The sequence below is a fragment of the Streptomyces sp. LZ34 genome, from assembly GCF_053890475.1.
This window is the reverse complement of the sequence record NZ_CM132680.1, coordinates 8,350,786-8,365,588: the sequence shown is the minus strand read 5'-3', so window position 1 is coordinate 8,365,588 and position 14,803 is coordinate 8,350,786. Positions and strand designations below refer to the sequence as shown.

11 protein-coding genes are annotated in these 14,803 nt (G+C 72.9%); 6 read left to right on the top strand and 5 right to left on the bottom strand.

From position 1 onward, the window contains the following. Positions 1–154 precede the first annotated feature (154 nt). From ACWY4P_RS35250 to ACWY4P_RS35230, 5 genes are all read left to right on the top strand, one after another. The gene (locus ACWY4P_RS35250; protein ID WP_456204596.1) at positions 155–1,486 is read left to right on the top strand and encodes a hypothetical protein; all 1,332 of its coding nucleotides are present in this window, start codon (positions 155–157) and stop codon (positions 1,484–1,486) included. Between the two features lie 8 nt (positions 1,487–1,494). Next, entirely contained in the window at positions 1,495–3,981 is a 2,487-nt protein-coding gene (locus ACWY4P_RS35245) for a tetratricopeptide repeat protein (RefSeq protein WP_456213165.1), read from the top strand. A gap of 3 nt (positions 3,982–3,984) precedes the next feature. Then, on the top strand, positions 3,985–5,379 hold the full coding sequence (locus tag ACWY4P_RS35240; protein WP_456204595.1) for a PP2C family protein-serine/threonine phosphatase: 1,395 nt from the start codon (positions 3,985–3,987) through the stop codon (positions 5,377–5,379). Between the two features lie 54 nt (positions 5,380–5,433). Then, on the top strand, positions 5,434–6,843 hold the full coding sequence (locus tag ACWY4P_RS35235; protein WP_456204594.1) for a VWA domain-containing protein: 1,410 nt from the start codon (positions 5,434–5,436) through the stop codon (positions 6,841–6,843). Between the two features lie 71 nt (positions 6,844–6,914). Further along, the gene (locus ACWY4P_RS35230) at positions 6,915–8,129 is read left to right on the top strand and encodes an FHA domain-containing protein (protein WP_456204593.1); all 1,215 of its coding nucleotides are present in this window, start codon (positions 6,915–6,917) and stop codon (positions 8,127–8,129) included. A gap of 112 nt (positions 8,130–8,241) precedes the next feature. On the opposite strand, the gene ACWY4P_RS35225 is transcribed toward ACWY4P_RS35230, so the two are convergent. Next, positions 8,242–9,291 carry a methyltransferase domain-containing protein gene (locus tag ACWY4P_RS35225; RefSeq protein WP_456204592.1) on the bottom strand — a complete coding sequence of 350 codons (1,050 nt, stop codon included), beginning with the start codon at positions 9,289–9,291 and terminating at the stop codon, positions 8,242–8,244. Between the two features lie 96 nt (positions 9,292–9,387). Here ACWY4P_RS35225 and ACWY4P_RS35220 point away from each other — a divergent pair, with 96 nt between their 5' ends. Further along, positions 9,388–9,792, top strand: a complete 405-nt coding sequence (locus tag ACWY4P_RS35220; protein WP_456204591.1) for a globin — start codon at positions 9,388–9,390, stop codon at positions 9,790–9,792. Positions 9,793–9,896: 104 nt separating this feature from the next. On the opposite strand, the gene ACWY4P_RS35215 is transcribed toward ACWY4P_RS35220, so the two are convergent. The 4 genes from ACWY4P_RS35215 to ACWY4P_RS35200 all read right to left on the bottom strand — a co-directional run bounded on the left by ACWY4P_RS35215 (position 9,897) and on the right by ACWY4P_RS35200 (position 14,623). After that, positions 9,897–10,706 (bottom strand): hypothetical protein, encoded by an 810-nt coding sequence (locus ACWY4P_RS35215; protein WP_456204590.1) that lies wholly within the window; start codon positions 10,704–10,706, stop codon positions 9,897–9,899. Further along, entirely contained in the window at positions 10,703–11,242 is a 540-nt protein-coding gene (locus tag ACWY4P_RS35210) for an acyl-CoA thioesterase (RefSeq protein WP_456204589.1), read from the bottom strand. Before ACWY4P_RS35210 ends, ACWY4P_RS35215 begins: the two co-directional genes overlap by 4 nt. Positions 11,243–11,246: 4 nt before the next feature. Then, positions 11,247–12,911 carry an energy-dependent translational throttle protein EttA gene (gene ettA / locus ACWY4P_RS35205; protein ID WP_456204588.1) on the bottom strand — a complete coding sequence of 555 codons (1,665 nt, stop codon included), beginning with the start codon at positions 12,909–12,911 and terminating at the stop codon, positions 11,247–11,249. A gap of 311 nt (positions 12,912–13,222) precedes the next feature. After that, positions 13,223–14,623 (bottom strand): Cys-Gln thioester bond-forming surface protein, encoded by a 1,401-nt coding sequence (locus ACWY4P_RS35200; protein ID WP_456204587.1) that lies wholly within the window; start codon positions 14,621–14,623, stop codon positions 13,223–13,225. Between the last annotated feature and the right edge of the window lie 180 nt (positions 14,624–14,803).

Here is a 14,803-nt window from a genome sequence, read left to right as displayed (position 1 = left end):
AAGGACAGCAGCCAAGGACCAGCAGCAAAGAATGAGCGGCCAAGGATTAGCGCCCAGCCGGCGCGCGTAGGGATGCACGCAGTACGTGCATGCAGTAGGGATGAGCGAATACGGATCAGCAGATCACACGGCACGACACACGGAGAGGTGATCGATGGGGGGCACGGGATCCTTCCCCAGTTCCGACGGGGAACCCGGCAAGCCGGTCATGGGCCGCGAGGAGGTGGACCGCGTGCTGGCGAAGCTCGGCGCCGAACACGAGGCGATCGAGTCCTCGCTGCTCGCCCTCCAGGACCACGCCGGCCGCAGACTCCTGGAAGGCGCCGAGCTGACCGGCGTCACCAAGGACCGGTGGGCCACCACCGAGCAGGCCATCTCCCTGCTGTGGACGTACTTCGACGCCTACACGGACGCCCTGCACTCCGCCCGTGAGATGCGCGCCCGCCACCGCTGGCCCACGCCCGGCGAGTTGGCCGAGCTCACCGAGCTGCTGCGCGGCCCCGGCATCACGCTGCCCAGCAGCGCCTCGCTCACCGGCTCGCCGCTGCTCAGCGAGCAGCTGACGCTGGACGCGCTGGTCGACCGGATGAACCGCTGGTACGCCGAGGCCCTCGATGTCATCGTCACGGCCGACGCCGTATGGTCCGCGCTGCCCGCCCGTATCGACATGCTCTCCGCCGAGCTGCGCCGCACCCGCTCCCTCGCCCATTCCGTCGGGGTGCGCCCCGGCGAGCACCCCTCCGGCGACGACCTGGAGCGGATCACCGCGGAGCTGACCTCGCTGCGCGCCGAGGTCGTCTCCGACCCGCTCGCCTTCTGGTCCGGTGCCTCGCCGAGCTCCGCGCCCGGCGGCGGCCGCCCCGACACCACCCGCTACGACGCCGCGGCCCGCGCTCTGGAGGATGTACGGCGCGAGATCGAGGCGGTCCTCGATGTGCGGCAGGACGCGGAGCGGCGGCTGATGCGGCTGCGTGACATCCTCTCCCGCGCGGACCGCACCCTCTCCGAGGCGCGGCAGGCGCGCGGCGAGGTGCTGGCCAAGATCGCGGCATCCGAGGTGCCGGCGGTCAGCGGCCCGCCGACCGTGCTCCAGGAGCAGCTGGTGACGGCGGCCGAGTACCGCAGGCGCGCCCAGTGGCACCGGCTCTCCCCGCTGCTGGAGTCCCTGGAGGAGCGCGCCGACGACGAGCTGCTGCGGGCCCGGGAGTCGCTGACCGCGGTGACCGCGCCGCTGGCCGTCCGCGCCGAGCTGCGCGGCCGTCTGGACGCGTACAAGGCAAAGGTCTCGCGCCACGGCATGGCCGAGGACCCGCTGCTGATCGAGCGGTACGACACGGCGCGCCGGATGCTGTGGAGCGCGCCCTGTGACCTGCGCGCCGCCGAATCGGCGGTGCTGCGCTACCAGCAGGCCGCGGCCGAGGTCCTGGTCCCGCGCCAGAAGGGCCCGCAGAGTCCGCAGGACCGCAGAACAGGAGAGGCGCTGTGAGCGGCGGTATGGGCAGGTGTCAGCGGCGCGGGTGCGGTGGGGCGTACGAGGACGTGGGCGGCGGCCAGCTGTACTGCGACACGTGCGGCATGGCCCCGGTCGTCTCGCGGGACGGAATGGTCGGCTCCCCGCCCACCGGCATCACCGGCGTGGGGCGCGGCGCCCGGGGAAGCGGTTCGTCGGGCACCGGCTCGCGCTCCTCCTCGCGCCCGTCGTCCCGGTCCGCCTCGTCCCGGCGCTCGGTGTCCGGGCGGCTGTCCCGATCGCTGGGGTCGGGGCGGTCCTCCTCGCGCTCGGTGTCGGTGCGCAGCTCCCGCTCCTCCGCCGTGGCCCGCTCCGGGCGCAGCCGCCTCGGCGCGGGCCTGGTCAGCGTGGCCGAGGTGCCGCGCACCGACCCGCGTACGGCGGTGCTGGCCAACCCCGAGGTGCCCGAGCGCAAGCGGTTCTGCAGCCGGAGCGACTGCGGGGCGCCGGTGGGGCGCGCCCGCGGCGACCGGCCGGGCCGCACCGAGGGCTTCTGCACCAAGTGCGGCCATCCGTACTCCTTCGTGCCCAAGCTGAGCCCCGGCGACATCGTGCACGGCCAGTACGAGGTGGCGGGATGCCTGGCCCACGGCGGTCTCGGCTGGATCTATCTGGCCATCGACCGCGCGGTGTCCGACCGCTGGGTGGTCCTCAAGGGCCTGCTGGACACCGGCGACGAGGAGGCGCTGTCCGTCGCCGTGTCGGAGCGCCGGTTCCTCGCCGAGATCGAGCACTCCAACATCGTCCGCATCTACAACTTCGTCGAACACCTCGACCAGCGCACCGGCAGCCTCGACGGCTACATCGTGATGGAGTACGTCGGCGGCAAGTCGCTGAAGGACATCGCCAACTCCCGCCGCGCGCCGGACGGCAGGCGCGATCCGCTGCCGGTCGAGCAGGCGTGCGCGTACGGCATCGAGGCCCTGGAGGCCCTCAGCCATCTGCACAGCCGCAATCTGCTCTACTGCGACTTCAAGGTCGACAACGCCATCCAGCAGCAGGACCAGCTCAAGCTCATCGACATGGGCGCGGTCCGGCGGATGGACGACGAGGAGAGCCCGATCTACGGCACGGTCGGCTACCAGGCCCCCGAGGTCTCGGAGCTGGGCCCGACGGTCGCCTCGGACCTGTACACGGTGGCGCGCACCCTCGCCGTGCTCACCTTCGACTTCCAGGGTTATACGAACGTCTTCGCGGACAGCCTGCCCGACCCGGGGAACATCGAGGTCTTCCAGCGCTACGAGTCGTTCTACCGGCTGCTGGTGCGGGCCACCGACCCCGACCCGAACCGCCGGTTCGGCTCCGCGCAGGAGATGGCCGACCAGCTGACGGGCGTGTTGCGGGAGGTCGTGGCGCTACAGACGGGGCGGCCCCGACCCGCGCTGTCCACGCTCTTCGGGCCCGAGCCACGGGTGGTGGACACCCAGCTGTTCGCCGAGCAGGGACAGGATGCGTCCGTGCTCGGCGCCCGCGCCGGCCGGGGCCGGGCGGCCGCCGCACCGCCCGGCCCCCAGTGCGTGCTCGCCCTGCCGCTGCCCGCGATCGCGCAGCTGGACGCCCGCGCCACCGCCCTGGCGCTGCCGGTGCCGCTGGTGGACCCGGACGACGCCAACGCCGGGTTCCTCGCCGGACTGCTGGCCTCCGCCCCGGCCGAACTGCACGCGGCGCTGCGGGCGGCCCCCGCCGACTCGCTCGAGCTGCGGCTGCGCCGTATCCGCGCCCAGCTGGAGCTCGGCCACGCCCGCGAGGCGGGGATCGCGCTGGACGGTCTGGAGGCCGGCTATCCCGACGACTGGCGGATCGTGTGGTACCGGGGTCTGCACGCGCTGGCGACCGGGGACAACGAGACCGCGGCCCTGTCCTTCGACGCCGTCTACGACGCGTTCCCCGGCGAGCCCGCGCCGAAGCTGGCGCTCGCCGTGTGCGCCGAGGTGCTCGGCCAGTTGGACAACGCGGCGGAGTACTACCGGCTGGTGTGGACGACCGACCCGAACCATGTGAGCGCCGCCTTCGGGCTCGCCCGGGTCCTGCTGTACGCCGGGGACCGCGCGGGAGCGGTGGCCGCCCTCGAGTCCGTACCGGAGTCGTCCATCCACTACACGGCGGCCCGGGTCGCGGCGGTGCGGGCCCGGCTACGGCAGCGCGCCGCACACGAGCCGCTGCTGGCCGATCTGACGGCCTCGGCCCAACAGGTCGAGCGGCTGGGGCAATTGGGCCTCGACGCGGTGCGGTTCGAGCGGTTGTGCACAGAAGTACTGGGCGGCGCCCTGGATTGGGTACTGTCCGGCAGCAGTGGCGCGCCGCCGGGCGGCGCCCGGCCGTCCCTGCTCGGCAGCAGTCTCGACGAGCGGGGGCTGCGCTTCGGCTTGGAACGCTCGTACCGGGTACTCGCCAGGCTCGCGCAGCGCGGCGAGGAAAGGATCGAACTGGTGGAGCGGGCCAACCGTTTCCGCCCCAGGACGTGGGTGTGATCGATGTCGCAGATGCCGCAGCTGCCCCGAGTGGCAACCTGCCCGACCTGTGAAGAGCCGCTGGAGTCGGGTGACAACTTCTGCGGCGTGTGCGGGGCCGACCTGGCGTCGGCCGCGCCGGCTGCCGCCGTGGCCGCGGGCCGTCCGGCGCCGCCGGTGAACGGAGCGGCGCGGGCCAAGCGGCAGGAGCCGGAGGACTACCCGCTCCCGGCCCCCGCCCCGGCGCCCCCGGCTGCCATGTCGGCACCGGACGTACCGGACGCACCGGTCGCCTGGGACGTCCCAGGCGCACCGGACGCCCCGGACGCGCCCGACGCCGCCGCGCCGGCGGCCGATCCCAGGGCCGTGGCGGCTCTCGGGGACCAACCAGCCCCCGACACACCTGCCACACCGGGTACGCCGGGCATCGGAACGGACACTGACGCGAGCAGCGGCGGCGGGGCGGCCCCCCGGCCGGCAGGTGGCGTCGGCCGCCGCCGGTGCGCCGCGTGCCGGGAGGGCACCATCGACCAGGACGGATACTGCGACGCCTGCGGCCACGCCCAGCCACGGGACCGCGACCACATGGAGCGGGAGTTGGCGGGCGTCGCGGCGGCCAGCGACCGCGGCCTGCGCCACCATCGCAACGAGGACGCGTTCGCCGTGTCCGCCGCCGCGCTGCCCGACGGGTCACCGGCCGTGCTCGCGGTCGTCTGCGACGGGGTCTCCTCGGCGACCCGCCCCGACGACGCGTCCGCGGCCGCCGCCCACGCCGCCGGCGAGTCACTGCTCGCCACGCTCCCCCGCGGCGCCCATCCCCAGCAGGCCATGAACGAGGCGATCGTCGCCGCCTCCGAGGCCGTGAACTCCCTGGCGGCGGAGGCCGGCGGGGCCGGTCCGCACGACGAGCCCCACCAGCGCCAGCAGAACGCGCCGGCCTGCACCATCGTCAGTGCGGTGGTCACCGGCGGCATCCTGACCGTCGGCTGGATCGGCGACAGCCGCGCCTACTGGGTGCCCGACGACCGTTCGGCGCCGGCCGCCCGGCTCACCGAGGACGACTCCTGGGCGGCCCAGATGGTGGCCGCCGGCCTGATGTCCGAGGCGGAGGCGTACGCGGACGAGCGGGCCCATGCCATCACCGGCTGGCTCGGCGCGGACGCCTATGAACTGGAGCCGCACACCGCGTCCTACAAGCCGGACCGGCCGGGTGTGGTGGTGGTGTGCACCGACGGCCTGTGGAACTACGCCGAATCGGCGCAGGAGATGGCCCGCGCGGTGCCGCCGGACGCCCGCGCCCGGCCGATGCACAGCGCGCGCGTCCTGGTCGGTCACGCCCTGGAGGGCGGGGGCCACGACAACATCACAGTGGCCGTACTGCCGTTCCCGACGGAGCCGGGCAGGGCAGGATCCGGCTGATCCTCCAAACGAAGCGCCGGTCCAAGGAGCGGTCTGAGCCAAGGAGCGGATCTGATGGCCAATTTCGCCAAGTCCACCGTGCCCCGGTTCTCGGTCGAGGTCTACCAGAACGAGTACCTCCCCGAGGGCGGCCGTGAGGTGAACGCGATCGTCACGGTCACCTCCACCGGCGGCGGCACCACCGGGCGGATGCCCATCCCGGCGATCCCGGCGCCCGCCCCGGCCCGGGACCCGAGCGGCGCTTCGGCCCGGGACCAGAGCGGCGGCCCGGGCCCGCGCGCGGCCGTGGTCATCATGGTCGACTGCTCCGGCTCCATGGACTATCCGCCGGCGAAGATGCGCAACGCGCGGGACGCGACCGCCGCCGCGATCGACGCGATCCGCGACGGCGTCGCCTTCGCCGTGGTCGCCGGCACCCACAAGGCGGAGGAGATCTTCCCGGGCGGGGGCCGGCTGGCGACCGCCGACCCGGCCTCCCGGGTGCGGGCCAAGGACGCGCTGCGCAGGCTGAGCGCCGACGGCGGCACGGCGATCGGCACCTGGCTGCGCCTCGCCGACCGGCTGCTGGCGTCGGCCGATGCGCCGATCCGGCACGGCATCCTGCTCACCGACGGCCGCAACGAGCACGAGGAGCCGGGGGAACTGCGGGCCGCGCTGGAGGCCTGCGCGGGCCGCTTCACCTGCGACGCGCGCGGGGTGGGCACCGACTGGGAGGTCAAGGAGGTGACGGGCATCGCCTCCGCGCTGCTCGGCACGGCCGATATCGTGGCCGACCCCTCTGAACTGGCCGCGCTGGCCGCGGACTTCACCGGCATGATGGACGCCGCGATGGGCAAGGAGGTCGCGGACGTCAGCCTGCGGGTGTGGACCCCGCTGGGCGCCGAGGTGGTGTTCGCCAAGCAGATGGCGCCCACGGTCGAGGATCTGACCGACCGGCGCGCCGAGGCCGGAGCGCGGGCCGGCGACTATCCGACGGGCTCCTGGGGCGACGAGTCCCGCGACTACCACCTGTGTGTGCGGGTGCCCGCGGCCGACGTCGGGCAGGAGATGCTGGCCGCCCGCGTCTCCCTCGTGCTGCCGCGACACGATCCGCAGCACGGCGGGCTCCCGGCCACCCTCGCCCAGGGGCTGGTGCGGGCCGTGTGGACGGAGGACATGGTCGCCTCCACCGCGATGAATCCGCAGGTCGCGCACTATACGGGCCAGGCCGAACTGGCACAGGCCATCCAACAGGGACTGGATGCCCGCAAAGCGGGTGATATGGACGGAGCAACGGCCAAGCTGGGACGCGCCGTCCAGCTGGCGAGCGCCTCGGGGAACGAGGACACGGCGAAACTGCTTGCGAAGGTGGTGGACGTCGTCGATGCGGCGACAGGTACTGTGCGACTGAAAGCGAAGGTCGCGGAGGCGGATGAGATGACTCTCGAAACGCGCTCCACCAAGACAGTTCGCGTCAAGAAGTAACAAGAAGTAACGCGACAAGCACGCAAAACGGCAGTGAACGCCGAGAACGGCACAAGAGGGGGAACACCGACATGCCGACCTGCCCTAACGGCCACCAATCAGCGGCCGACGACTGGTGCGAGGTGTGTGGCCACCGGATGTCGGGGACGCCCATGCCCACGGGCGCCGTCCCCCCGCCTCCGCCGCCGATGCCCGGCCCGCCAGGGTTCCCGGGAAGCGCTCCCGGCCCCGGAGGCCCCGGCGCCCACGAGGGCATGGGCTTCCCCGGCGGGCCACCACCAGGTGCCCCGGGGCCCCAGGGCGCGCCCGGGGGCTACGGCTACCCCGCACCGCAGCCGCCGGACGCCACCTTCCAGGCGGAGCTGTGCCCTCAGTGCCGTACACCCCGTGAGGCGCAGGCGCCCTTCTGCGAGGAGTGCCGCTACAACTTCCTGACCCAGTCGCCCACCTCGTACGCCCCGCCGCCCCCGCCCGGGCCCGGCGGCTTCCAGCCGCCACAGCCCCAGCAGCCGCAGCCGTTCCCGCCGCAGGGGCCCCACGGGGGTCCGGGCGGCTACGGCTACCCCGCGCCCGCCCCGCAGCCGAACTACCCCGGCGAGCCGCTGCCCTCACCGCCCATGCAGCAGCCCCCGGGCCCAGCCTTCGGCAACGACGACTGGACGCTGCAGCCGCCGAACGCCGCCGGGCCTGCCGCGCCGCCGAACGCCCCCGCGCCCCCGTCGCCGTACGGGCAGCCGCAGCCGCCCCAGGCTCCGGCCCCGCCCGGGCCGTCCTTCGGCGGCGGCGACTACCCGGGCGCACCGGCGTCCGGACCGCACCAGGGGCCGCCCGCCCACTTCACCCAGGGCAGCGTCCCGGGTGCCCCCGGCCCCGCGGCCCCCGCGGGGTGGGTCGCGGTCATCGGCCCCGACCGTGAGTACTTCATGGCGATGATGCACCGCAGCGGCCCGGAGGCGGCCGGCCTGAACCTCCCGGCCTACTCCCCCGAGCAGCAGCTCCCGCTCACCGGCCCGCAGGTCACCATCGGCCGCCGCCGCCACAGCACCGGCGAGTCGCCCGACATCGACCTGGCACGCCCGCCGGAGGACCCCGGGGTCTCCCACCAGCACGCGGTCCTCGTCCAGCAGCCGGACGGCGGCTGGGCGGTCGTCGACCAGGACTCGACGAACGGCACCACGATCAACGGCGGGGAGGATCCGCTCCAGCCGTACGTCCCGATCCCCCTCCAGGACGGCGACCGCGTCCACGTCGGGGCCTGGACGACGATCACCGTGCGCCGGGGATAGAGCCAAGGGCGGGCATCCCCCGGCGGACGAGACACAGCCCGGTGGCGGGCGGCCGACCGGCTTCGGCCGATCGCCCGCCGCCGTAGGCACACCCTCCACAGATGGGGCCCGTTCAGGGGGCTTGCTCGGCGTGGGCGGGCCCCAGCGGCCAGGCGTACGCGCCCTCCGGGTCGTCCAGCCACGCCCACTGCCGCCCCTCGCGCACCGTCACGCCGTAGCGCTCCCGCTCCGGCCGGTCCTCGTGCTCCCACAGCGCGAGGGCCTCCAGCGGGTCCATCCACGCCGTGACCACGTTCAGCAGAAATCGGAAGGAGTCTTCCAGCAGCGGCTGGGCCGGCAGACCCCTCGTACGGACCGGGGGCGGGGGCTCGCTGCCGCGCAGCGGGACGAAGTACGCGGGGGTGGTCAGGAAGTGCCCCTCGCCGTGCCCGGCGTCGGCGACCCGCAGCGCGATCAGCCCGGTGGCGAGCGGCGCCAGGACCAGCGCGCCGGGCCGACACTGGCCCAGCCAGGCGGGCGGCAGGGAGGCCACGGCGCAGGTGGCGATGATCCGGTCGAAGGGGGCGTGCGAGGGGCAGCCGAGCGCCCCGTCCCCGGTGACGACCGCCGGGTGGTACCCGGCCGCGGCCAGGTGGTCACGGGCGGTGTCGGTGATGTCCGGGTCGATGTCGACGGTCGTGACCCGGTCGTCGCCGAGCCGGTGCGCGAGCAGCGCCGCGTTGTAGCCGGTGCCCGTGCCGAGCTCCAGCACGCTGTCCCCGTCCCGCACCTCCAGGGCCTCCAGCATCCGCGCCATCAGCGACGGCTGGCTGCTGGAGGAGACGAGCTCGCCGTCGCGCACCCGCGTTGCCAGGGGCGCGTCGGAGTACACCCCGGCCAGCCAGCGCGCCCGCCGCGCGGGGTCGGGGTCGTACCGCCCCAGCCGCTCGTAGACCGCCATCCCGCCGGACGGGCCCAGCCCGCCCGCCTCGTAGTAACGGGGGACGAACACATGGCGCGGCACCTCCCCGAAGGCCTCCCGCCACGCCGGGTCGGTCAGCACGCCGCCCGCGGCGAGCTCCCGGACCAGGGCGGCCCGCAGCGTCGCGGCCGTCGCGGCGTACGGATCGGACTTCCGGTCCGTGCCGTCCGCGCCGCGCCTGCCCGTGCGCGTGCTGTCCATGACTCCACTGTCCTGCGTCGGCGCTCCGGCCGCGACCTACGTCCCCCGCGACCTACGTCCGGAGTCCTCCGCCGGGCGGTCTGAGAGCATGGAGGGGTGACAGAGATTCCGCGCGGCACGCTTCAGGAACAGACGTTCTACGAACAGGTCGGCGGCGAGGAGACCTTCCGGCGCCTGGTGCACCGCTTCTACCAGGGCGTGGCCGAGGACCCGCTGCTGCGGCCCATGTATCCCGAGGAGGACCTGGGCCCGGCCGAGGAGCGGCTGAGGCTCTTCCTCATGCAGTACTGGGGCGGCCCCCGCACCTACAGCGAGAACCGCGGCCACCCGAGGCTGCGCATGCGCCACGTGCCCTTCACCGTGAACCGCGCGGCCCACGACGCCTGGCTGCGTCATATGCGCGACGCCGTGGACGAGCTGGAACTGGCGCCCGAGCTCGAGCGGCAGCTGTGGGACTACCTCACCTACGCGGCCGCGTCCATGGTCAACACCGCGGGCTGACCCCGCGCCGCAGGGGCCGGCGGCGTCGGCGGGCGCACCCGGGTGGCGCGCCGCCGCCGCGCCGCCACCATCCGCTCAGACGGCTCACGCGGCTCACACGCGGCTCAGGCGGGAGTCACCGACAGGCCCGAGAGCCCCGGCAGCCCCGTTTTGCGCACCGCTATCGAGCCGTACGGCGTGCGCAGCCGCAGCCAGCCACCCGCGGCGAGCAGCGCGAGCTGCTCTGGCTCGGGGGCGAGCGCCGCGGTGCCGCCGCCCGACGGCCCGGGCGCCACACCGGCGGCGACCGGCGCCGGGGTCCGGGCCGGGCGCAGAAAGCCCAGCGACTGCGCGGCATGTACGGCGCGCAGCGGAAGACCGGTCTCGCCGAGCGTCCGGGACCAGATCTCGCGGCCGATGCGGTCCCGCTCGGCACGGGTGCGCCGCTCCTCGGGCAGCGCCGCGTCCCGGGCGCGGAACTCGGCGACGGCCGAGGCGACCGCCCCGCGCACCTCGGCCACGCCCGGCAGACCGGGCACCTGGCGCCAGCCGCCGCGCGGCGGCAGCAGCCCGGCCCACGGCGGGCCGGTGACCGCGTCGGGCACGGCCACGTCCAGGCCGGCCAGGGCAGCGGCCGGGACCGGGGGCGCCACACCGGCGCCGCCATCCATACGCCGCGCCCCCGCGTCCAGCGCGTCCGCGAACTGCCCGGCCGAGACCGTCGTGTCCAGCACGGTGTCGGCCGCGAGTCGCGCCGTACGGATGGCGAGCACCTCGAAGGACGGCGGGCGGCCGAAGACGGCGAGCACTCCGCCGCCCGCCTGTAGCCGCACCGCCGCGGCGCGGTCGTAGTGGATCAGCCGGGCCAGGAAGGCGGCGAGGTCCGCCGCCTCCCCCGGGTCGGCGAAGCGCAGCTCCTCCCCCTGCACCGTCATACGGTCACGGCCCCCTCGGGCTGCTCGTCCCGCCCGGCGGCCCCAGCGGCCTCGGCGGACACCGCGGCCTCGGCGGCCTCGGCGGTCACCGTGGCCTTCGCGGACACCGTGGCCTCGGCGGACCCGTCCTCCAGATACTTCACCAGGAACCCCTCCTCCTCGGAGGTGAGGCGGCGCGGACGGCCGCGCTCCAGGTCGTAGGGGACGATCATGGTGGAGGCCCGCGCGTACACGGTGTCGGTGTCGTCGTCCTTGACCTCGTACCCGAGCGTGATGAACGCGGCGCCGATCTCCTTCACCCACAGCTCGACGGTCACCGGCGCGTGCCGGTGGAAGAGCGGCTTGAGGTAACTGATCTCGTGCCGGGCCACGACCACGCCGCCGGTGAAGGCACCGCTGCCATCCCCCGGCGCCAGCCGCCAGATGAAGTCGACGCGTGCCTCCTCCAGGTAGCGGAGGTAGACCACGTTGTTGACGTGGCCGAACGCGTCCATGTCGGACCAGCGCAGGGGGCAGGAGTAGATATGGCGGGCCACGCGCTCAGCCCCGGGTCAGCTTCTTGTAGGTGGCGCGGTGCGGACGGGCCGCGTCCGGGCCGAGGCGCTCGACCTTGTTCTTCTCGTATGCCTCGAAGTTGCCCTCGAACCAGAACCACTTGGAGTCGCCCTCGTACGCGAGGATGTGCGTCGCGACGCGGTCGAGGAACCAGCGGTCGTGGGAGACGACCACGGCGCAGCCGGGGAACTCCAGCAGCGCGTTCTCCAGCGAGGAGAGGGTCTCCACGTCGAGGTCGTTGGTCGGCTCGTCGAGGAGCAGCAGGTTGCCGCCCTGCTTGAGGGTGAGCGCGAGGTTCAGTCGGTTGCGCTCACCGCCGGAGAGCACCCCGGCCGGCTTCTGCTGGTCCGGGCCCTTGAAGCCGAACGCGGACACATACGCGCGGGAGGGCATCTCGACCTGGCCGACGTTGATGTAGTCCAGCTCGTCCGAGACGACGGCCCACAGCGTCTTCTTCGGGTCGATGTTGGCGCGGCCCTGGTCGACGTAGGAGATCTTGACCGTGTCGCCGACCTTGATGTCGCCCGCGTCCGGGGTCTCCAGGCCCTGGATCATCTTGAACAGCGTGGTCTTGCCGGCACCGTTGGGGCCGATGACGCCGACGATGCCGTTGCGCGGCAGGGTGAAGGACAGATCGTCGATCAGGACCTTCTCGCCGAACGCCTTGGAGAGGTTCTCCACCTCGACCACCACGTTGCCCAGGCGCGGGCCCGGCGGGATCTGGATCTCCTCGAAGTCCAGCTTCCGGGTCTTCTCCGCCTCGGCGGCCATCTCCTCGTAACGGGCCAGTCGCGCCTTGGACTTGGCCTGACGGCCCTTGGCGTTGGAGCGGACCCACTCCAGCTCTTCCTTGAGGCGCTTGGCGCGCTTGGCGTCCTTCTGGCCCTCGACCTTCAGCCGGGTCTGCTTGGTCTCCAGGTAGGTGGAGTAGTTGCCCTGGTAGCCGATGGCGCGGCCGCGGTCGAGCTCCAGGATCCACTCGGCGACGTTGTCCAGGAAGTACCGGTCGTGGGTGATGGCGACGACGGTGCCGGCGTACTTGGCGAGGTGCTGCTCCAGCCACTGCACGGACTCGGCGTCCAGGTGGTTGGTGGGCTCGTCGAGCAGCAGCAGGTCGGGCGCCTCGAGCAGCAGCTTGCACAGGGCGACGCGGCGCTTCTCACCACCGGAGAGGTTGGTGACCGGCCAGTCGCCGGGCGGGCAGCCGAGGGCGTCCATCGCCTGCTCCAGCTGGGCGTCCAGGTCCCAGGCCTCCGCGTGGTCCAGCTCCTCCTGGAGCTTGCCCATCTCCTCCAGCAGCGCGTCCGAGTAGTCGGTCGCCATCAGCTCGGCGATCTCGTTGAAGCGGTCGAGCCTGCCCTTGATGACCGCCACGCCGTCCTGGACGTTCTCCAGCACGGTCTTGGTCTCATCCAGCGGGGGCTCCTGGAGCAGGATGCCGACGCTGTATCCGGGCGAGAGGAAGGCGTCACCGTTGGACGGCTGCTCCAGGCCGGCCATGATCTTCAGCACCGTCGACTTACCGGCGCCGTTGGGACCCAGGACACCGATCTTGGCGCCGGGCAGGAAGCTCAGCGTGACATCGTCGAGGATCACCTTGTCGCCGTGAGCCTTGCGCGTCTTGCGCATGGTGTAGATGTACTCAGCCAAGAGAAACCGTCCGGCAATCGTAGGTATCGAAGTGCGGCCTTACCGCGTGGGTCACCGCGTGGGTCGCCGCGTGGGTCGGCATGCGGCTGCGCCGCGTCGTCAGATACACCCCATCTTGCCGTACGCCAAGCTCGCGAAGGAAACCCGTTATCCCTCCACCCGGGCCCGGGCCTGTTCCCGACGCACGGCGGCCACACAACGGTCACACATCAGCCGCATACCGCGGCACGCCCCATCGCACGCGAATACGCGAAAGGGCCGGAGCCTCTTCCGAGGCCCCGGCCCTTTCAGCGATTACTTCGAGTCAGTGATCACTCACCCGCCGGAGCCGCCTTCTTCTTGCGGACGATGAAGACCGCGCCGCCACCGATCACGACGAGCGCCACGGCGACGCCCGCGATGATCGGGGTGTTGCTGCTGCTGCCGGTCTCGGCGAGGTCGCCGCCGCTGCTGTCCGCGCTGCTGCCACCGGCCGACGCCGGGCTCGGCTGCGAGGACGGGGTCTCGTCACCGCTGCCGCCGCCGGTGCTCGCGGTCTTGCAGTCCAGCACGCCGGAGAAGGTCTTCTCGAAGCCGTTCGGACCGGTGATCGTGAACTTGTAGGCCTGGTCTTCCTTCACCGGGGCGGTGACGGTCTCGGACTTGCCGGCCTCGATGGTGTGCTTCTCGCCGAGGAGCTCGAAGGTGAACGCCTCGTCGCCCTTGTTCGTCGCGGTGATGTCCACGCCGCCCTTGGCGCAGTTCTTCTCGGCGGACAGCGCGGGGATCGGGCCCTTCTTCGCCCAGTCCGCGGTGGCGGTGGCGGAGACGGTGGACTCGCTGGAGCCGGCCAGGATCTGGGTCTGGCTCTTGGTGGCGCTGGCGAACGCGCGGCCGACCGGGACCTTGGTGGCGGCCTGGGCGGTCAGCGTGGCGCTGCCGTCGGCGGCGCCGGCCGGCACGTCGAAGTAGAGCTCGCTGCCGTCGGCGGCGCTGGTGACCGCCTTGCCGCCCTTGTCGACGACCTTGACGCCGGAGGCGGCGGTGTCACCCGGGGTGACCGTGACGCTGTCCGCGTTGGTGTGGACCTTGATCGGGCCCAGGCGCTCACCGGACTTGCCGGAGACCGCGGGCGGGTCCAGGGTCAGCGACGCCTTGGGCTCCTCGAGGCTCTGCGCGTTCTTCTCGAGGTAGTCGGCCAGCTTCTCGGCCGCGGGGTCGGCCGCGTCGACGTCCGCGCCGTCCGAGAAGCGCCAGATGGCGACCTGGGTGCCGGCGGCCGCGGTCTTCTCCGTCAGGGGGCCGGAGTTCGCCTTGGCCGCGAGCGCGGAGAGGTCGTTGACCTGCGGGTAGGAGTTCTGCAGGATCCAGTTGATCTTGCCCGCGCCGGCGTTGTGCGCCAGCGACGTGGCGCTCCAGGACTTCTCCTCGTACTTCGCCTTGCTCTGCGTCGGGTTGTGGAGGTCGATGCAGTACGTCTGGATGGTGCCGCCGTTGTCGACCGCCATCTCGAACAGTCCGGCGCCGACCCGCTGATCCTTGCCCTTGTCGTGGATGACCGCCTGATCGAAGGTCTTGAGACCGCTCAGCGTGGCGGTGGCGCCGCCCTGGCTCGGAGGCGCCTCGTCCGCCGCGGCGGTGCCGGCCGTGACCATCGCACCCGCCGCGACCAGGCCGGAGGCCAGGACAGCGGCGGCAAGGCGAGCAGAGCCCCGCCTCTTTACAGAAATCATGGTTTCCCCTCCGGGCGAGCGCCAGTATGTGGGTGCGCCTCGCCAGCGAACTCAAAACTCAGGAGCCCCCGTTAGCACCAGGGATCCTAGGGAGAACCCTCGTCCTGGTCCCCAGGAATACCAAGGCCCAACCAATCCGAATCGAAATCGTTATCTCATCACACGATCCCATCTGACCTG